17 protein-coding genes and 1 pseudogene are annotated in these 19,735 nt (G+C 57.4%); 5 read left to right on the plus strand and 13 right to left on the minus strand.

Annotated features, from left to right (window positions below; genetic code table 11):
* Positions 1–39: 39 nt before the first annotated feature.
* The 12 genes from AQ610_RS12720 to AQ610_RS12775 all read right to left on the minus strand — a co-directional run bounded on the left by AQ610_RS12720 (position 40) and on the right by AQ610_RS12775 (position 12,034).
* Positions 40–537, minus strand: a complete 498-nt coding sequence (locus AQ610_RS12720; RefSeq protein WP_009912274.1) for a MaoC/PaaZ C-terminal domain-containing protein — start codon at positions 535–537, stop codon at positions 40–42.
* A gap of 60 nt (positions 538–597) precedes the next feature.
* Complete coding sequence (locus tag AQ610_RS12725; RefSeq protein WP_009912273.1) at positions 598–1,404, minus strand: polysaccharide deacetylase family protein; 807 nt, start codon at positions 1,402–1,404, stop codon at positions 598–600.
* 187 nt (positions 1,405–1,591) lie between these two features.
* Positions 1,592–2,383 carry an SDR family NAD(P)-dependent oxidoreductase gene (locus AQ610_RS12730; RefSeq protein WP_006029469.1) on the minus strand — a complete coding sequence of 264 codons (792 nt, stop codon included), beginning with the start codon at positions 2,381–2,383 and terminating at the stop codon, positions 1,592–1,594.
* A 33-nt stretch (positions 2,384–2,416) separates the two neighbouring features.
* On the minus strand, positions 2,417–3,190 hold the full coding sequence (locus AQ610_RS12735) for an aspartate/glutamate racemase family protein (protein WP_006029468.1): 774 nt from the start codon (positions 3,188–3,190) through the stop codon (positions 2,417–2,419).
* An 87-nt stretch (positions 3,191–3,277) separates the two neighbouring features.
* Positions 3,278–4,111: a substrate-binding periplasmic protein gene (locus AQ610_RS12740; protein WP_043283325.1), complete on the minus strand. Its 834-nt coding sequence runs from the start codon at positions 4,109–4,111 to the stop codon at positions 3,278–3,280.
* 86 nt (positions 4,112–4,197) lie between these two features.
* Positions 4,198–4,863: an amino acid ABC transporter permease gene (locus tag AQ610_RS12745; protein ID WP_043283309.1), complete on the minus strand. Its 666-nt coding sequence runs from the start codon at positions 4,861–4,863 to the stop codon at positions 4,198–4,200.
* Positions 4,860–5,513 (minus strand): amino acid ABC transporter permease, encoded by a 654-nt coding sequence (locus tag AQ610_RS12750; protein ID WP_009912267.1) that lies wholly within the window; start codon positions 5,511–5,513, stop codon positions 4,860–4,862. The genes AQ610_RS12745 and AQ610_RS12750 overlap by 4 nt, the downstream gene beginning before the upstream one ends.
* Positions 5,513–6,313: an amino acid ABC transporter ATP-binding protein gene (locus AQ610_RS12755; RefSeq protein ID WP_045554860.1), complete on the minus strand. Its 801-nt coding sequence runs from the start codon at positions 6,311–6,313 to the stop codon at positions 5,513–5,515. The genes AQ610_RS12750 and AQ610_RS12755 overlap by 1 nt, the downstream gene beginning before the upstream one ends.
* 649 nt (positions 6,314–6,962) lie before the next feature.
* Complete coding sequence (locus tag AQ610_RS31825) at positions 6,963–7,865, minus strand: alpha/beta fold hydrolase (RefSeq protein WP_009912264.1); 903 nt, start codon at positions 7,863–7,865, stop codon at positions 6,963–6,965.
* A 347-nt stretch (positions 7,866–8,212) separates the two neighbouring features.
* Positions 8,213–9,841, minus strand: coding sequence for an electron transfer flavoprotein-ubiquinone oxidoreductase (locus tag AQ610_RS12765; protein ID WP_009912263.1), 1,629 nt, complete (start codon positions 9,839–9,841; stop codon positions 8,213–8,215).
* Positions 9,842–10,327: 486 nt separating this feature from the next.
* On the minus strand, positions 10,328–11,272 hold the full coding sequence (locus tag AQ610_RS12770) for an electron transfer flavoprotein subunit alpha/FixB family protein (protein WP_006029464.1): 945 nt from the start codon (positions 11,270–11,272) through the stop codon (positions 10,328–10,330).
* Positions 11,273–11,284: 12 nt separating this feature from the next.
* On the minus strand, positions 11,285–12,034 hold the full coding sequence (locus tag AQ610_RS12775; RefSeq protein WP_006029463.1) for an electron transfer flavoprotein subunit beta/FixA family protein: 750 nt from the start codon (positions 12,032–12,034) through the stop codon (positions 11,285–11,287).
* 644 nt (positions 12,035–12,678) lie between these two features.
* On the opposite strand from AQ610_RS12775, the gene AQ610_RS12780 reads away from it, so the two are divergent.
* From AQ610_RS12780 to AQ610_RS12800, 5 genes are read left to right on the plus strand one after another with little or no spacing between them, the layout of a single operon-like run.
* Positions 12,679–13,794: an NAD(P)H-dependent flavin oxidoreductase gene (locus tag AQ610_RS12780; RefSeq protein ID WP_006029462.1), complete on the plus strand. Its 1,116-nt coding sequence runs from the start codon at positions 12,679–12,681 to the stop codon at positions 13,792–13,794.
* A gap of 41 nt (positions 13,795–13,835) precedes the next feature.
* Positions 13,836–14,624 (plus strand): electron transfer flavoprotein subunit beta/FixA family protein, encoded by a 789-nt coding sequence (locus AQ610_RS12785; protein ID WP_009912260.1) that lies wholly within the window; start codon positions 13,836–13,838, stop codon positions 14,622–14,624.
* A complete protein-coding gene (locus AQ610_RS12790; protein WP_009912259.1) occupies positions 14,624–15,598 on the plus strand; it encodes an electron transfer flavoprotein subunit alpha/FixB family protein in 975 nt (324 codons plus the stop codon). The genes AQ610_RS12785 and AQ610_RS12790 overlap by 1 nt, the downstream gene beginning before the upstream one ends.
* 18 nt (positions 15,599–15,616) lie before the next feature.
* On the plus strand, positions 15,617–17,128 hold the full coding sequence (locus AQ610_RS12795) for an FAD-dependent oxidoreductase (RefSeq protein WP_006029461.1): 1,512 nt from the start codon (positions 15,617–15,619) through the stop codon (positions 17,126–17,128).
* A 46-nt stretch (positions 17,129–17,174) separates the two neighbouring features.
* Positions 17,175–18,335: an NAD(P)/FAD-dependent oxidoreductase gene (locus tag AQ610_RS12800; RefSeq protein ID WP_045554861.1), complete on the plus strand. Its 1,161-nt coding sequence runs from the start codon at positions 17,175–17,177 to the stop codon at positions 18,333–18,335.
* Between the two features lie 593 nt (positions 18,336–18,928).
* On the opposite strand, the pseudogene AQ610_RS33520 reads toward AQ610_RS12800, so the two are convergent.
* Positions 18,929–19,207, minus strand: a pseudogene (locus AQ610_RS33520) (HU family DNA-binding protein).
* Positions 19,208–19,735 lie beyond the last annotated feature (528 nt).

Raw genomic sequence — 19,735 nt, forward strand, 5'->3', positions numbered from 1 at the left:
TCAAGGCTCCAGAGTCTCAGACTGCACCGACCGGTGCAATCAGACCGTAGGCACGCGAGGATCACGCTTCATCATCACTTTCCACTCGCCTTCCTGCACCACTTCACCGCGCTGGTTCTCGATGGCGACGTAGAAGTTGACAATACCAGTCGTCGGCTTCTTCGTCTCACGCTTCGAGGTCACCTTCTCACGAACGTAAATGGTGTCGCCAATCTTGACTGGGCCACGCATGTCCCAGGTCATCCCAAGGAATGCAATTGCGGTGCCCTCCTTGATTCCCAGACGGCTCTCAAGGCCAGTGGCGATCGCAAAAGCTGCCGGACCATGAAGAATCCGGCCGCCGAACACGGTGCACTTTGCGAACTCTTCATCGGTGTGGACGGGATTGTGGTCGCCAGTAATGGCCGCAAACATGACGATGTCTGCTTCGGTAATGGTACGTCGCGGGCTCAGCCACTCGGTCCCAACCTCAAGTTCTTCGAAGAATTTGGCATTCTGACCAATCTGCTCGGTTGCTTGTGCTTGTACAGCGCTCATTTTCTCGTCCTCAGAATTTAAATCGAACAAAAACTTCTTGACTCCAACGCTGCGTTTCGCCTACCTGAGGGCGTTGCAAGCGTCTGCCATCGTTGCGAACGTCACACCATCCTGCGACTGCATATGCTCGACCAGGGCTTCCAGCATCTTTACTCGCGGCGCTCGCCCGATAATTTCCGGATGGCAGGTCAATGTGAAAACACCGCCTTCTTCATGAGCCGCGTCGAATTCTGCTTGCCATAAGGAGCGAACGTCCTCGGTGAGGCGAAGGCCCTGATTAATGGGACGCGCTGCGAAGTGGAAATACGGATAGTCATCAAGTTCCCAAGCGACCGGGAACTCCAGAATCGAACTCTCCTGCCCAAACGTCAGGACCTCCTCCGTCATCACATCACCCTGACGCGCGAAAAAGGGATGAAAATCCTGTGACATCAGGCTGCTGTCGTATTGCAGCCCAAACTCTTCGAGCAAAGAAATCGTGTTGTCACTCAGGTCCCACGCTGGCGACCGGTAACCGACTGGCCTCTTGCCGGTAATGCCTTCAAGTGTCGCAATACTCTCTTGCAGCATCGCTCGCTCCTCTTCAAGCGGCAGTCCGACGGGCGATTCGTGCACAAGCCCATGGACGCCAATCTCGTGACCGCCTTGAACGATCGCTTCCACGGCATCGGGGAAGGTGCGCGCCGTATGAGCCGGCGTGAAAAACGTCGCCTTCACATTCTTCCGCGCGAGCATTGTCAGGATGCGAGGCAAGCCAGCGCGAGCGCCGTACTCGCCACGTGACAACGGCGTCGGCGTCGTTTGCTTGAACGTGCTCAACCAGATGGAGACCGCGTCGAAGTCGAAGGTTAGGCAAACTTTGGTCATGTCCGCAATTCCATAAAGCGCATCAACTAAGGACTATTAATCAACAAAAATGGTACAGACGCGTGATTCAGGAGCGCCAGAGCGCGGAACGTTTCGCACTCTGGTCGATCGCTCATTCGGAGCGAGAAGCTGAGGATCAACTCTCAGACATCGTATGTTCCTCAGCATCTGGGACTTCGGATCACACTCAGGTAGCCGTCCAGCCGCCGTCGATTGCAATTGCCTGACCGGATACGTAGCTCGCCGCATCCGAAGCCAGAAAAACGGCAACGTCCGCAACTTCCTGCGGCAGGCCTTTACGACGTGCCGGAACCATGCGTTTGTAGCCGTCCGGGTCACTGCCCACGCCACGGTTCATCGTCGTCGCCGCGTCACCTAGGATGGATCCGGAGTTTTGCCGGATGTCCGTCGCAATCACACCCGGACAAATTGCGTTAATCGTGATCCCGTGTTCCGTGTGAGAGCACGCGACCTGGCGAGTCAGGCCAACCATGCCGAACTTTGACGCCGTGTACGAGGCGCCATCTGCTGCGCCTCGAAGCCCGCCAACTGAAGCCGTGTTGATGATTCGACCGTACCCTTTTGGCACCATCCGCTTTAGCGCTGCTCGCATCCCGAGATAACACCCCCTCAGATTGATGTTCAGCACCTGGTCCCACAATTCCGGGGTCGTCTCCAGACAATCTGCGAAGCCATCAAAGACGCCCGCATTGTTGACCATGATGTCAACCGTGCCGTGCTTGTCAACGGCATACTGAACCAGGTGCTCGACCTGCTCCTCGAACCGGACGTCGGTCTTCACGAAGGTGGCGACTCTGCCCTCCTCGGTAATGTCTCGCGCAGCCTTTTCGCCAGCTTCGACGAGAATGCCGCCAATAATCGTCTTCGCCCCAGCGAAAGCCAGCGTTCGCGAAATCGCCAGTCCGATGCCCGTTTCGCCTCCAGTTACCACTGCTACACGGCCAGAAAGATCGACCATTTCCTCACCTCCAAGGGATACCAAAGTTTCCAATTACTTATGCGCGAAGCGGTTGCGCACAATCTCAAACTCTTCCGGATTGTGCTGCTGGAGCTGCTGGTAGTAGCCCCGACGGCTAATCTGATAGGCGCCGTGGCTTTTGAGCTCGGCAAGCGACTCGGCCATCTTCAGGGCCATCGTATTCGGGTTCAAAAGTGCGTGATTGCGCTCTGCACCCGTGTCGCGAAGCCACTTTTCGTAGCTCGCCGAGATAAGCGTGCAGCCGAAGACGCAGACTTCAGCGTTGTTCGCTTCCATGGCAGCAACCGCCTTTTTTGCCGCGTCGATGGCAACACCCTGGGTGTCTTTGATCATGTCCGTGGCGAACCAGTCAATGCAGGTGACGCCTCGGCAATTCGAGTCCTGTCCGTATACCCGCACCATATCTCGCAGGTAGGGAACAGCCTTGTGATGGTCAGTGACCACCACAAAGTCATGCCCGTAATACGGTGCGAACAGCATGGTCGCTTCGAGCGGTCCAACCACGGGAATATCAACCAACTCTCGCGATACCCGCACACCCGGGTCGTAGCAGCAGCCGACGATGACCGCATCGAATCCAGACCTTTCTGCCTTCAGCACCTCGTTAAATACAGCCTCTTCAACCAAGTGCTTACTGTAGTAGTAGTCGATGTTCTCGGGGCAATTCACCGTGTTGGTCACGACAAGCTCCGTCCCGCTGCGCAGATAGGGCGTGAGTGTCTCTTCGATCAGGCCGTTGTACTGCGGCGTCCCAAAAGGGTTGATGAAGTTGATACGTAAGCTCATGGAATTTTCTCTTTGGCACGTATTTCTGATACGGGTTGACAATGTGAGGGGCAACCAAGATCGGTTACCCCGCGCCCGGAAATGAACTTATTGAATCAACCGGGCCGGCCCGACGTCGGCCCCCTTGGGGTCAAGACCATACGACTTCAGGATTGCTGCGATTTCACCTGCCTTCTGCATCTCGGCGATGTCGGCGTTGATGGCTTCACCGAGAGCGGCGTTATCCTTCGAGAACACAAATCCGACCTGAGCAGGATTCACCGAGGCCTTGACGCGGGGGTCGGCCAGACCAACGCGGATCTTCATCCCCTGATAACCACCTTTCTTCTGAGCGTAGAGCCCGGTCGCGACACTGTCCAGCCCCGCATCCACGCGGCCAGCCTGCAAATCCTGAGCAAGCGCAACCGGAGTCGGATACAGCTTCAGGTCATCCTTGAACACGGCCTGGAGATCTGCCGTCCAGTTGTATCCCTGCACAGTGCCGACCTGCTTGCCTTTCAGATCGGAGATCTTCGTGAAGCCTTCCTTGGAATAAATTCCAAGTTGATCAAGATAGAGAGGGTCAGTGAGCCCGACGACTTTCGCCCGGTCGCCGGTTCGATACCACTGGCCCGCCGACAAATCAGCTTTACCAGTCGTAACGTACTGAATTGCGGAGCTGAATCCGACCGGTTGCGCGTTGATTTTCAGACATTCCTTGTCGGCAATCTTTTTCAGAATGTCGCCCTCGACTCCCCCCAGGGAGCCATCGGCGCCGGGCACATCAAAGGGGGGAAACTCTGCGGTCGAGATGGTCAACGTTCCGGGCACAACCGTCTTAAACTGATGGGATGGTTTGCACTCTGCTAATGCCTTTGTCATGCCAATAAGACTGAAAGCGGCCATCGCGACGATACCAATAACGTTGTTTGATTGCTTCATGACGAACCCATCCATAGGTGTGGTTGAGAATCCAGGTTTTGAAAATCAATCGATCTAGTTCAGCGCGCGCGACGCCTGGCGCCCTGCTATGCCCTCGCCTCATGGCGTGAAAGTCGTCGCTCCAACGATGAGACAAGCAACGTCGAAGGAACGCAGATAGCGGTATAAAGCAGAGCAGCAAGAATGAGCACCGGCATATACAGGAACGTCTCGTTACCAATCTGCTGGGCTTTCGTCACAAGTTCGGGCAGAGCCACCGTGAAGCACAGTGAGGTTGTCTGCAGCATGATTACTCCGAACCCAAGCAGAGGTGGGATAGAGACGCGCAAGCCTTGAGGCACGATAATCAGACGGAGCGTGTCCACTTCCGACAGGCCAATGGCATAGGACGCTTCACGTTGTCCATGTGGCACAGCCTGCAGTCCCGCGCGGATAATCTCGCTGGTGTAGGCACCAGTGCACCACGCTAAAGCGAGCACCGACGAGAGGAACGACGACAACGTTACGTGTGCCGAAGGCAAGCCAAAGTAAAAAAACTGGAGCAGGATCAGGGCCGGTGCACCCCGACCCAGTTCCACCAAGGTCACCGTGACAGCACTCAGCGCCCGTTTCGACGTACTCACGCCCAACGCGAATAGAAGGCCCAGTGGAACCCCGATCAGCATGCACAGGATGGTTACCTTGATGCTGGTCAACAGCCCCTCAGACAAGGTCGGGAACCACTGAATCCACAAATCGAAAATCTTGTTCATCGTGCAATCCGTTGTCTCAAGCGCTTGTCGAGGTTTCGCGATATATACGCCATAACTAAACTGATCCCGAAGTAAAGCAGGCCCGAGATCACGTACACCTCTAACCCTTTAAAGGTCTGCTGCGACACCCGGTACGCTGCCTGAGCCATCTCCGGAACACCAATGGTCGATGCAACCGCCGTGTCCTTCAGAAGACCGATCGCGTATGTCGCAGCCGACGGCAGGGCGACCCTGAAAATCTGGGGAACCAGAACATCCGTGTACTGGCGAATCCCGGACAGGCCGAGCACCTTTGCAGCCTCGAACTGGCCAGAGGAAACAGCTTTCATCGCTCCGCGGTAGATTTCGCCAAGATTGACCGCCGTGATCAGTCCGAGGCCCGCAATGGCAGAAGTGACCGGACTCAGCGGTAAGATCCCATTCCCAATCCCGAAAAATATGATGAACAACCATACAATCGGTGGAACTGACCGGATGACGAGGATAATCGAGTGCGACACGGCCTTAACCACCGAGTTTTTGGCGGACGCAATCGCGCACACTGGAATCGCGAGAACTGCACCGATCGCGAACGAGCTGACCGTGAGTATCAGCGTCCATGGCAGCGCGTGGACCAGCGCTATCGCGATCGTTGACAAGAGGTCTTCCATCACCGGTCCCTCACTGCGGACAGGAAGCGCCGGACCCGCTCGGTCTTCGGGTTTTGCATAACCTCCTTGCTTGGCCCCTCTTCCAGAATTCCGCCGTCTGCCATGACGATTACCCGGTCAGACACGCTTTCAGCGAACCGCATCTCGTGCGTTACGACAAGCATCGTCATGCCGTCCTCCGCGAGTTCCCGCATCACAGCGAGTACCTCGAGTCCGACCTCTGGGTCGAGTGCGGAGGTAGGCTCATCAAACAGCATGATTTTTGGATCGAGGGCCAATGCGCGCGAGATAGCGATTCGCTGTTGCTGACCGCCCGAACAACGAGCAGGGTATTGATCGGCCTTGTTCGCCAATCCCACCCGTTTCAGGAGCGCCAGCGAACGTTCATTAGCTTCCTCTCGCGAGCGTCTTAACACCCGACACTGCGCAAGGCTGACGTTCTCCAACACGGTGAGATGCGGGAAAAGGTTGAACGATTGGAAAACCATTCCGAGGGTACGTCGAAAGTGCGTCAACTTCGCCTTACCCGGTGCTTGCCTCGCGACGATCTGGACGCCGTCGACGGTCACAGTTCCCGAGGTCGGTGGCTCAAGTTGGTTGATGCAACGCAGCAACGTGCTCTTGCCCGAGCCACTCGGTCCAATTACAGCCAACACCTCGCCTGCAGCCATCTGCAGGTCGACGTTGAGCAGAACCTGATGATTGCCATACGACTTCGAGACGGCGTCGAGTTTCAGTAACGGCATAAAAGTCTCGCTTCGAGTCTTTGGTATAGCGCTCACTTCCGAAAGGTTACTCATGTTGCTCACCAGCTCCAGTTGAATATGGGCGGATACAGGGCTTTATCGAACGCCTCGGCACCTAGCAAATCTCTCCGGCCATCGCTGCCAGACGAGGCGGGCAATTCATTCGACCGTCTAACCATAAAATTCGACCGTTCAGTCAGTATGCACGAACATGCGCGTGCGTCAAAATAATTTTTCGATGGGTCATAGGAAACGATGAGACGCCGCGCACCTGGTTTCTCCCGCGAGCAGAGAAACCAAGATGCACGCGGAATGATAGATATTGGGCGTCATGTGATTGGGGCCGTACACCGAATCAATGCCCTACGCGAACGAGCCTTCGACGCGCGCGCCTGATAGATCCAGGATTTCAACTCGTCGCTCGAGCGCAGCTATTTGTTCTTGGATTAGTCGGTTGCAGGCGAATTCGAGGAGACGGGAGACGAACGGCGCAGAAAGCATGGATATGCGACGGCCCCATAGCGCGAACATATAGGTGCGGACTGTGCTGGCCTACGGACGGCTGCATCAGGTACCGTGAAGAATCCAGCCAAAATGGAACCATGGCCGTCGCTACCCGTCGATTTCGAGACCGCATTGATAGCCGCCGGCGACAGCGCAGGCTCGCGCCGTATGCCGACGACATGATGTAGCTGACGATTCGTCAATGAAACTGCGCGAGGAACTGATCCAAGAATTGATTGAACTGGTCAGCGTGCTCCCAGAACATCATATGCTTGCCTAGCACATGCAGATTCGCGCGAGGCGCATTGGTCTGCACCCATGTGCTGGCGACACCTCTCACCTCCTCTCGGACCGTAATCATGAGCGGACTAGTTTTCGCGAAGTTCGCGACGTCAGACTCGAAGTTCATGTAGGAGCACGTCTCATTCGTCATTGCGGCGGCTTCAGCGGGGGTTTGATCGGATATGTCGCTGACCCATTTGACGGCATCGGGCGTAGGATTCTCGAGCATCCATTGCGCAAACGAGGTATCAAGATTTTTACGGTCGTACATCACCCCGTAGGTCCAGCCCCTTTTTGCCTGGTCGGCGTCATCGTAGCGATACCACACCCATTGATTGACATCGTCAGTACCCGCACATCGTGGTGTCCCGTCTATAAGCACCATGCCTGCTATCCTGGCCGAGCCAAATTGGTTGAGATAGGAAGTCGCGCCAAATACGCCGTTCGACCACCCTCCAATGATGGCTTTTCGGATACCCAGCGCGTTCAACAACGCATTTATATCTTTGCCGTGCTGCAGATATTCGTTTCCAATCTTGGTCTTGGTTGAATAGCCTTGGCTTCGAGGATCAAAGCTTATGAAAGTGTAGCGGTCAGAATCTGCGAAATGACTGAACTGCCGCTCGAATACGGCACTGGACATCGTCCAACCTGGTTCGAACACTATTGCAATGGGGCCGTGACCGCTCTGCCTGACATTGATCCAGGTATCCTTGTCGATCTGCACCATTCTGGCTGGTGGCAGGTCATGCTCTGCCCGAGCAGGCGACGAAATACCAAGAGCCATCATTATCAGAAAACCAATCGAGAGTATGCGCATGAGAGTTCCTTGTGCTCAATCTATGAGCTCTAGAAAATGCAACGGTCGTTCATTTGTACTACGAAATACGAATGGCGAATTCTGATCAACAAACGACGGGGTTAAACCAAATCACCAGCAAGTCACCGGTTCGCTCAAACCTCGGACATACCAATCACCCACAAAATTTGACCTCTCGGTCAGTATGCACGAAATGAGCATGGTGTCAAAATTAACTTGACCGATGTCTTCCCGCACAGGCCTCGATTGGCGAATCATGCCGGCTGCATCTCCTGGGAAAGTCTCGCGATGCTGAAACGGACCGGACGGCGCCAAGCGTCACTCTATGGACCGACGCCGCAGCACGTTCACATATTTGGATAATTCGGTCCACCACCACCTTCAGGCGTGATCCAAACGATGTTTTGCGTCGGGTCTTTGATGTCGCAGGTCTTGCAGTGCACGCAGTTCTGCGCATTGATCTGGAGACGGTCCTGTCCCTGCTCTGTCTTTACAAACTCATATACGCCTGCTGGGCAGAAGCGGGACTCGGGCCCCGCGTAGGTGCCCAGATTGACGACGATAGGAACGCTAGCGTCCTTCAGCGTCAGATGCGCAGGCTGGTTCTCCTGGTGATTGGTATTGGAGATGAATACGGACGAAAGCCGGTCGAAAGTCAGCTTGCCGTCAGGCTTTGGATACTCAATTGGTTTGTAGTTCGAAGCCGGCTTGAGCGTCTCATGGTCCCAATGCTTGTGATGCAATGTCCACGGCACATTGCCCCCCAGTAGTTTCTGCTCGACGCCGACCATCAACGTACCGAGGTACAGACCCTTGCTCATCCACTGCTTGAAGTTCCGCGCCTTGTGTAGTTCGGCATAAAGCCACGATTCCTTGAACGACTCTGGATATGCCTGCAGCTGGTCATGATGTCGACCCGCGTGAATGGCGTCGAATGCAGCGTCGGCCGCAAGCATCCCCGTTTTAAGCGCCGCGTGCGAGCCCTTGATACGGGATGCATTAAGGAAGCCTGCCTCGTCGCCAACCAGGGCGCCACCCGGGAACACGAGCTGGGGCAACGACATCAGGCCGCCGGCGGTAATTGCCCGCGCGCCATAAGACACCCGCTTGCCGCCTTCGAAGAATTTTCGGATCTCGGGATGCGTCTTGTAGCGCTGGAATTCCTCGAAAGGAGAAAGGTATGGGTTGGAGTATCCGAGGCCGACGACGAAACCCACCATTACTTGGTTGTTATCGGTATGGTAGAGGAATGAGCCACCGTACGTGTCATGTTCGAGCGGCCAACCGGCCGTGTGGATAACAAGGCCTGGTTTATGTTTCGCGGGGTCAATTTCCCACAGTTCTTTTATGCCGATACCGTACACCTGCGGGTCGGCGTTTTCCCGCAACTTGAACTCGTCCTTAAGTTGCCGGCCAAGATGACCTCGCGCACCCTCGCAGAACAACGTGTATTTCGCGTGCAGTTCCATCCCGAGCTGGAAATTCTCGGTCGGTCGCCCATCTTTGCCGATGCCGAGATTGCCTGTGGCCACGCCCTTGACTGACCCGTCCTCGTTGTACAGCACTTCGGCCGCCGGAAATCCGGGGAAGATCTCAACGCCCAGGGCCTCTGCCTCCTGTCCGAGCCAACGGGTCAGGTTCGCCAGACTGATCACATAATTGCCGTGATTCTTGAAGTTGTCCGGAAGCGCCCAGTTCGGGACCGTTCTTGCGCTACGTTGTGTCAGAAACAGAAAGCGGTCTTCGGTTACCGGGACTTCTAACGGTGCCCCATTCTTCTTCCAGTCAGGGAAAAGCTCATTGAGCGCGCGTGGATCCATCACCGCGCCTGAAAGGATGTGCGCGCCGACCTCGGAGCCCTTTTCCAGCACACAGACACCAATCTCGACACCGCTCGCGGCAGCGCGCTGCTTCAGACGAATCGCGGCCGCTAGTCCGGCTGGACCGCCACCGACGATAACGACGTCATACTCCATCGACTCTCGTTCGGTCGCAGGAAGATTGTCAAACACAATCGAGTTACTCACTGAAGCACATCTCCATACTGAGGGGGTTGCACTGCGAATGGACGCTTGGGTCCGCGGAACTGAGTTTTGACAGGCCAGTGGCAATGCAGAGCGCGAGCGCGGCTCGTAAAGCTCGCGCCGGCTGCATCATTCGGGTCTATCGACCTTCCTGTTCGGCCTTTGGCTCAATCAGCGTCCAGCGACCGTCGTCCCTCAGCGAATACACCGAAGAAAAGCAGCCGTTTACCACTTCCACACATACATATTGCTGAGCGGCCTTCCCGCAATTCTGCTGAAGAGCATCAGATGCGATCAGCAGCCCTCGCCTGAATGCCCCCATGCAATTTGCCAGTCGCTGGACGGGGAGCCGGCGCCATACGCGCGACGTTGCAGTATTCATGGATGAATCATTCAGTCGGGTCTTGTTCGAGCGCACCAATTTTCGGCGCGGGAGGCTCATGACGCGCCGAGTTCTTTCACCAGGTCCGGAACCACGCTGAAGAGGTCACCGACCAGCCCGTAATCTGCGACGCCAAATATCGGCGCCTCAGGGTCCTTGTTGATGGCAACAATGACGTTCGAGTCCTTCATCCCCGCAAGATGCTGAATCGCACCCGAGATGCCGACTGCAAAGTAAAGACGCGGCGCGACAATCTTCCCCGTCTGCCCCACCTGGTAGACGTTCGACACGTAACCTGCATCGACCGCGGCACGCGAGGCGCCGAGTGCTGCGTCGAGTGCGTCGGCCAACGGTGCAAGCACCGCCTGGAAATTCTCGGCACTGCCCAGCCCGCGCCCGCCGGCGACGACAACCGCAGCAGACGTCAGTTCCGGGCGCTCCAGCTTGGCGAGTTCACGACTTACGAAGCGCGAAATGCCAGCGTCCTCAGGTACATCAATGGTCTCGACGACCGAGCCGTCGCCAGATTCCGCGCTTACCGGATCAAAGGCGGTCGACCGAACGGTCACAACCTTGACCGGGTCGAAAGATTGAACCGTTGAAATCGCGTTGCCAGCGTAGATTGGTCGCTCAAAGGTATCTGCCGACACGACAGCCGTGATGTCGCTGATTTGAGCCACGTCCAACTTCGCAGCGACGCGGGGGCAGACGTTTTTCCCGAACGCGGTCGCGGGAGCGAGTATGTGGGAATAGTCCTTGGCAAGCTGCAACACTGTTGCCTCGATATTCTCGGCAATAGCGTCGGCCAGTTGCGGAGCATCCGCCAGCAGAACCTTCTTGACGCCAGCGACCTTCGCCGCGAGGTCTGCGACTCCCCTGGCGTTGTGGCCGGCAACCAGAAGATGAATGTCGCCGCCAATCTGGTGTGCAGCGAAGACGGTATGCAAAGTCGCTGGCTTCAGCGACTCGTTATCATGTTCGGCAATTACAAGAATCGTCATTTTGCGTTTCCTTTACAGCACTTTGGCTTCAGACTTGAGCTTTTCGACCAGTGTTCGAACGTCCGGAACCTTCACACCGGCCCCGCGAGCAGTCGGTTCGGAAACCTTAATGGTCTTCAGACGCGCTCGTACATCCACTCGCAGTTCGCTGGGTTCGATGGTCGCCAGCGGTTTCTTCTTGGCCTTCATGATGTTGGGCAACGTCACGTAGCGGGGTTCATTGAGGCGCAGGTCCGTCGTGACAACTGCGGGTAGCTTGAGGGAGAGCGTTTCGGCGCCACCATCTACTTCCCTGGCTACTATGGCGATGTCGCAGTCAACGGTTACCTTGGACGCAAACGTGGCCTGAGGCATACCGGCAAGAGCCGCAAGCATCTGTCCCGTCTGATTCGAGTCGTCGTCGATGGCCTGCTTGCCGAGGATGACAAGGCCGGGGCGCTCTTCTTCCACGATGGCAGCAAGCAACTTGGCTACGGCCAATGGCTGAAGCTCCTCGTCCGTCCTGATGTGGATTGCGCGGTCAGCACCAATGGCCAGCGCGGTCCGAAGCGTTTCCTGACACTGTGTCGGGCCGCAAGAGACTGCAATGACTTCGCTAGCGGCGCCGGACTCCTTCAACCTCACACCTTCCTCTACACCGATCTCGTCAAACGGATTCATGGACATCTTGACGTTGCTGATGTCGACGTCCGTTCCGTCTGCCTTCACCCGGACCTTGACGTTGTAATCAACGACCCGCTTCACTCCTACCAATACCTTCATCGCGAACTCCTCATCCAGGAAACCGAAATCTTTTGGCAGACGGACTGTCTGGAACCGTCTGCATATCAAGCACCGCCTCATGAAGCCTTGACACGCCACGAATCAAATAGACCAATTAGATAAAAAAACTGACCACCTAGTATATATCACGAAAATTCCTGTTTGCAAGGAGATGGTTCTGCTCCCTTTCCCCACCCGCGCCGGGACGTCATACGGCGAGACCAGCCCCGTCCGGACGGACGACTGACACGCACAAACCGGCTACACGGCACTCACGGGCAAACGTCGATAAATGTTTTTGACATTGGCTGGGTTTGGTGCATACTGACCCAGCAGTCAAAAATTTATGTCCGTCGGTCCTAAATTCGGACGGTCAGTTGGCTCTGGAAGGAACGGTTGGTCGTCGCCCGGTTGCGATGCGCCGCTGAGTCAGGTTGTTGACGTGCCAGCACCCCATTGAACCGGCGACAACGGGTGACCGCTGGCTTATGGGGCCAAACCATTCCAGGCACGCGAACGTGTGCCATCGACCTTCACGAGTGACATCAACGACTTGAACGGATGCAGCGGAACCAGAGCACCTGCCGTGCTTGAGCACGATGATGCGGTGCGGGATTTGATGAAGTCTCAGGAGAATATTTGTCATGATGCGAACTGCTGTAACCGAAGCGCTGGGAATTGACCTTCCTATTTTTGCGTTCTCTCACTGTCGAGATGTAGTCGTTGAAGCCTCCCGCGCCGGTGGCATGGGCATTCTGGGTGCGGCGTGGATGACGCCCGAGGAACTCGAGGTATCACTGAAGTGGATTGATGAACACGTTGAAGGCAAGCCCTACGGCGTTGACGTCGTTTTCCCGGGTACCTTTGCGGCACTCGAAGATGAACGCGACCCTGACCAGATTCTCCCGGCCGAACACCGTAAGTTCGTCAAGAACCTGCTGGACGAAGCGGGTATTGCCCCCCTGCCGGAAGATGACGCAAAGGAATTCATGCGTGAGCACGCGGGCAAGATGAAAATGACGCCGCGCGACAGCGAGCGATCGCTGGAGATTGCACTGAAGCATCCGGGGGTCAAGTTCGTCGTTGGCGCGATGGGTGTGCCGCCGAAGCATGTTGTTGACCGCATTCATTCTCACGGCATCAAGGTCGGTGCGCTTGTCGGTTCAGTGGACCATGCGCGCAAGCAGCAGGAAGCCGGAGTCGACATTCTCGTCGGTCAAGGTAGCGAAGCTGGTGGACACGTCGGCAAGGTCTCGTCCATGGTGCTCTGGCCACAACTTGTCGATGCCGTTGCCCCGATGCCCGTCCTTGCGGCCGGGGGTATTGGTCGCGGCCGCCAGATGCTCGCGGCAATGGCACTCGGTGCAGCCGGCATCTGGTGCGGATCCATCTGGCTGGGTAGTCGCGAGAGCGAACTGAGCGACATCATGAAGGATCGCCTCTTCGCTTCGAAGTCGGAGGATGCAATCGTCAGCAAGGCGCTCACCGGCAAGTCGTGCCGGATTCTCAAAAGCGCGTACACCGAGGCATGGGATAAAGGCGTCCATCCCGACCCTCTGACTTTTCCGTTGCAGTCGATTCTCGCCGGTGAACCGATGCGCCGGGCCGAGCGCTCCCGCAATCTCGACTATTGGACGTACGCCGTTGGGCAGATTGTCGGTGACATGAAATCGGAAACATCCGTTCGGCAGATCTTTGCCGAAATTCTGGGTGAATACGTGGACTCAATGGAGCACCTGCAGAATCTCCTGGACGACTAGGCGCACTCGCACAAATACCGAGGACATGGTAGGAGAATCAAATGCATATCGTTGTAACGCTCAAGCAGGTCCACGACCCGAACTCGCCGGCTGAATTGCTGAAACTGAGTGCCGATGGCAGGTCCATTCAGACGCCAGCGGGTGTCGGTGACGTCGCAAATGGATACGACGTCAATGCGGTCGAAGAGGCAATTCGCATTCGCGACAAGATTGGCGGCACCATCTCCGTAATCAGCGTGGGCTCCGACGAAGCTAAAGCGCATCTGCGCCGCGCTATCGCTATGGGTGCCGATAAAGCTGTTCATATCAGCGGCCCCCACGGCCTCGACTCGGACCCTTCCGTGGTAGCGGCGTTGCTCGCCAATGCGGTTCGAAAGCTGCCGCCGGCCGACCTCGTCCTCAGCGGACGACAGGCATCCGACACGGACTCGGGACAGGTGCTCTTTCGTCTGGCGGAACAGTTAGGCCTTGGTGCAGTTTCTCCCGTCAAACAGGTGCAGGAAGTCACCGAAAGCGCGATCGTCGTGGACCGACTTACCGATGATGGAATGCAACGCGTTAAGGCGGAGTTGCCTGTTCTGCTTGGTATTTCGAACGAGGCCAACAAGCCACGCTCCCCTTCGCTGAAAGGGGTGATGGCATCAAAGAAGGCGGACCTTACGACGTGGTCGCAGGCTGACCTGTTGCAGGGTGACGTCCAACCGAGCGTGGTTCTGCGTCGCGTGTTCTTTGAACCGGTATCGGAGGTTCGCGCAGAGCTGATCTCTGGCAGTGGGTCGGACGCGGGCCGCGCCCTTGCCGAGCGTTTGCACCAGGAAGGGGTTATCTGATGGCTGGCGTACTTTTCTTTGGATACGTTTCTGACGGCAAGGTCCAGCAGAGCTCCCTCGAGGCAGCCAGCTGTGCCCGGGAACTTGCGCAACAGGCGGGAGGCCCCCTCCTCGGCGCAGTTATCGGAAACGGTGAAGAGGCTGCAAAAACGTTGTCGAGCGTGGCTACCTCGGAAGTCTTCTTCGTTGATGACCCGCGCCTCGATCCATACATCAGCGACGTATATATCGCGGCAGCGGAAGCAATCATCCGTGCTTGCGCGCCCGATATTGTCCTGTTCCCGCAAAACTCTGAAACGAACGAATGGGTGCCGCGCCTTGCCGCGAGGCTTGATGCCGCGCTCGTGACAGCCGTATCGCGACTCGCTCTCGACGACGGGGATCTGGTCGCTATCAAGCCCGTCAGCGGGGGCGCCGCGAAGGCAGAATTCTCGTTCGCACGGCCGTTGCGCATGGCAACCTTGTCGGCCGGCTCGTACCAAGCCGGCGAGTCGGCGGCGCAACCTGGAACGGTCACGCCAGTTGTACTCCCGGAGGTCAAAACACGCATTTCCGTGCTCGAGTCAATTCCTGACGCCACCGGCGCAGGCCCGCAACTCAAGACGGCGCGCGTCGTGGTGTCAGGCGGGCTCGGAGTTGGTAGCCGCGAAAACTGGAAGCTCATTGAAGAAGCAGCCGCCGAACTTGGCGCGGGAGTCGGAGGTAGCCGGGCTGTCGTTGAGCTAGGCTGGATTCCGCCGTCGAAGCAGGTCGGGTTCAGCGGCGCGAAGATTAGCCCTGACCTCTATATCGCCGTTGGCATCTCCGGAGCAGTGCACCATCTCGCAGGTATTTCTGGGGCCAAGATGATCGTTGCCATCAACACCGATTCGGAAGCCAACATCTTCAAGGCCGCCCGGTATGGTGTGGTGGGCGATGCCAAGGATGTATTGCCAGCATTTGTTGAACGGGTCAAAGAACTCCGCGCACGTTGACAGCCAGGTAAGGGCAACATGGACACGACATCAAAACACCTCCTTGTCGTCGGCGGTGGTCCCGCCGGCTGTGCAGCCGCCCTCGAAGGCGCCAATCTGGGCTTTCGGGTAACGCTAATCGACGAACACCCGCAGGACGTATCCGCGATGAGTCTGGATGCGCCGTATTTCTATGGCGCCCGACTCCCGTCGGTGCTCTCTGACCAGGGACTTGTTGCAGACCGCGTGTTGGGCTCCAATGAACCGTTGATGGAGTGCCTCGAAGCTGGTGTTGACGTGCTAACAGGTACGGCCGTCTGGTCCAACTTCCAGCCTGGCGCGAACAACATTCATCTTCAGGTCAATCAGGTCGGTGTCGCGGACACCGAACGCAGCTGGATGATTGAATACGACTACATCGTTCTCGCCCCAGGCTCGAGAGATCTGGTGCTTTCGTTCCCCGGCTGGGAACTGCCCGGAGTTCTGGGCGCGAACGGGGCGACGACACTACTCGGGCGGTACGACACGCTCGGCGGCAGCGAGCTCGTCATCCTCGGCAGTGGCAACCTTGCACTTCGTACGGCGAAGCTCGCCCTGGAAAAAGGCCTCTCGATCAAGGCCCTCGTTGAAGTCGGGCCGACCATTGCGGGCGACCCGGAGATCGCCAAAGAGTTGAGCTCGGCAGGCGTGGCGTTTCACCTGTCGACTACAGTAACCAAAGTCGACGGCCAGACCGGTGTCAAAGAGATTCAACTGGTCAAGGTTGATGACGCGCTGCGCCCCCGCCCCGGCACGGAATACATCGTATCGTGCGACACGGTCTGTATGGCGTTTGGCGTTGTTCCGAATATCGAACTCGCTTCCGTCACTGGTTGCAAGATGGAGTTCCAGCCGCAGTTGGCCGGCTGGATCCCTGAGACGACTGCACAGATGCAAACAAGCGTCTCTTCCGTTTTCGTCGTAGGCGACGGCGCAGGTGTGACGGAAGCATCGCTTCTCGACGCCGACGTCGCGTGCGAACAGGGACGTACCGCGGCACGCCGTATCGCTGAGCTGGAGGGATTGCAATCTGAGGACACGGCGCCAAGCCGCGTGGGATCGCCTGGCGGTAGTACCTATCCACCTGACCGGTGGCTCGCGTCCTTTGTCGCCGCGCAAGGGCTCGACGTCGTTGTATGCCAGTGTGAAGAAGTCTCCCGACGAGAACTGATCCAGGTAGGTCCTCCGCGATACCTCGATGCTAAAAACCGCTGCCCTTCCGGCGGTCTCGACGGACTTGGCAATGTCGGACGCACAAGCCAGGACTTGCTGAAACGTTTGACCCGGGCGGGGATGGGTCACTGTCAAGGCAAGCGTTGTAGAGACCAGACATTAATACTGCTCGCGGATGCGACAAACAGCAATCTCGCCGACATTTCGCCAGGCTCGTACCGTTGCCCAGTGCGCCCGATTCCACTCAAGGTTATGTGGGCCGACGATGAAACAGAGGAAATCCGCCGCACGTGGCCTACGTGGCTCCATCCGTTGAAGGATGAAATACCGTGGAAGTAAGCGCTTGGCGCCACATGTCGAGTTAGGTGAGGAATTGAGGACATTCATGGAAACCGCTGACGTCGTCGTCGTTGGAGCAGGAATAATCGGGCTTTCTACGGGCTACTGGCTCGCGAAGTCTGGTGCAAAAGTTGTGGTAGTTGATAAGGGTCGCGTAGCGTGGGAAGCATCCGGGCGCGCGACTGGATTCCTCAGCCTCAGAGGTGAAACGCCAATTGAGGCGCCGCTCGCGGCGGAGGCTGAGAAATACTGGAATGGCCTCGATGAAGAACTTGGGTATCCGACCGAGTGGCGACCTGAAGGACGCCTGTGGGTGGCGAGCTCACCGGAAGAGTGGGAAGAATTGCAGGAAACTTATAAAGTCTTTTCTACCACCCAGTTCCCGTTCCGGCTAGTCGACGGTGACGAAGCACGTTCAATTGTCCCCTGCCTGTCTGAAAAGGTCATCGGTGGAATCCACACGACGCGTTCGGGTCACGCGAACCCGCAGCGGAGCTCACAGGCGTTCGCATGGGCATTTAAGGACCGTGGTGGAGTCATCCGCGAAAACAATCCTGTGATCGCTATCACCACTGAAGCCGGCAAGGTTACGGGGGTTCAGACGGCTGCAGGCTATATTTCCGCGCCGGTCGTCATCAACTGTGCTGGCGTTGGTACGGGTCACATTGCCCGCATGGTCGGTGCTAACGTGCCCGTAGCGGCGGTACGCCTGGAAGCGATGGTAACTGCCCCTCTGCCACCACTGTTTGGTGTGGCCATGGTTGGAAACGGACTTTCGTTACGGCAAACTCGTCGCGGAAACATTCACTTCAATGGCGGACCTCACGAGTGGATCGACGTTGACCTAACATCCGAGCCAGCAAAACCGAATACTGCCATCGTTCGCAACGTCGCCCGCCGTCTCGCGGAGCTTCTCCCGTCGATATCGAATATTCCATTGCTTCGCTGCTGGGCCGGTATCGTTGACGTCACTCCCGACCAGGCTACCGTCATTGATCGCGTCGGCTCGATTGACGGCATGTACATCGCGACAGCTTCCGGACATGGGTTCGGCCTGGCCCCCGTTATCGGTCGCGCACTTGCTGACCTCGCACAGACCGGTCGAACTGATTTGCCGATCAGCGAACTGGGCCTGTCCAGATTCGGAGATGTGCCTGCCGACTGGCGCAAGAGGAGGGACTGGCACGCGGGAGCGTATAACACTTGACCGATGCCATACATTCGCTCATCGGTAGAACCACAAATGGCCGCGTAAGGTCCGGATCGCCAGATTGAGCGGTCGAAAAGCTGCAGTGTCGTACTATCAATGGATTCAGGCACAGCCCCCTTCATCACGGCCTGTTTGAGCTTGCGACATGTAATTGCGCAATGAAGGGCTACATGCTCACCTGACGCATTTCAGGCGACAGTCATAAAGATAGGTATCCTTTTCTGGGGCGGCAGAATCAATGTGGTCTACGGGCCCGGCGCACCACAATTGTCGGTGTGTCGCAAGCGCGCGGCGCCGCCACACGCGCATCGGTGGTCCAGCGGATATCGCCGACGTCACGCGTCGGCGAAGCTCCGTGCCGCGTGCACGAACTCACGAACAGCGGTCGAGTCGCTATTGCTGGACTGAGGCGCGCTCCACGTTTGTCGCGAACTTGCGGCCGGACGTGGATTGTACAAACACTGTCTGGACAATTCGGTCGACCGGCAAATCAAGTCACACGCGTGCACCCGCGCGAACGCGACGCCGCCGGCGTTCTAACGAGTCAGCCTCAGGCCCCGCATAGGCGGCCAGGCGCAACTCGCACGATGTCATGATCCGTTCACCGCGTCCTTTAACGCCTTGCCGGCCGCGAATCTCACAGTATTTGCCGCGGCAATAGCGATCTCCTCGCCCGTCGTCGGATTGCGACCGGTACGCGCCGAGCGCTGCCCCCGCGAAAACGCCCCAAAACCGACGAGCTGCACCGCTTCGTCGCGGCTCACCGCGCCCGTGATCGCATCCAACACCGCCTAGACGGTTTTACTCGCGTCGCTTTTGCTGACGCCCGCGCCCGCGGCGACTGCGTCGACGAGTTCCTGTTTGTTCATGGACTTGTCCGGCTCATAAAGTCAAAGTCGCCCCCTACCGTATCCAACGGTCAACACGCACCGCAGGCGCGCAATGCAGCCAGTACCCGCCGGAACCTGCACTCTTCCACTCGTGGCAACGGGCGCAGCTACCAGCGCGGACCGAGGGAACGACCATCGGTACCCGGTGGCCACCGCACCTGCCCCCATGGGCACCCACAGCGGCGGAACTGCTCGAGGGAACAGTCGTGCAGCACGACATCTTCGTCGGTTCGCAGGCACTTTTGACCGTGATGACTCGTATTTGTTAGCAGGGTTACGTTTTATGTTTCGCGCGCTCCCGCGCTACGACTAGGTAAGCAAGGGAACTGCTCGCAACCGCAGTTGGGATATACGTGGACTACACATCGGCGGGTAACCCGCAGGCCGATCGCAATGCTGCAATGGAGTGATCTAAGGGATGCCTGATCGGCTCGCCGGAGTGGCCGATTGCCGGACGTTGCACCCTGTTTGCCGAAGACTGGGTTCATATCCGCTATTCCGAGAAGT

Source organism: Burkholderia humptydooensis (genome assembly GCF_001513745.1).
Taxonomy (GTDB): Bacteria; Pseudomonadota; Gammaproteobacteria; order Burkholderiales; family Burkholderiaceae; genus Burkholderia; species Burkholderia humptydooensis.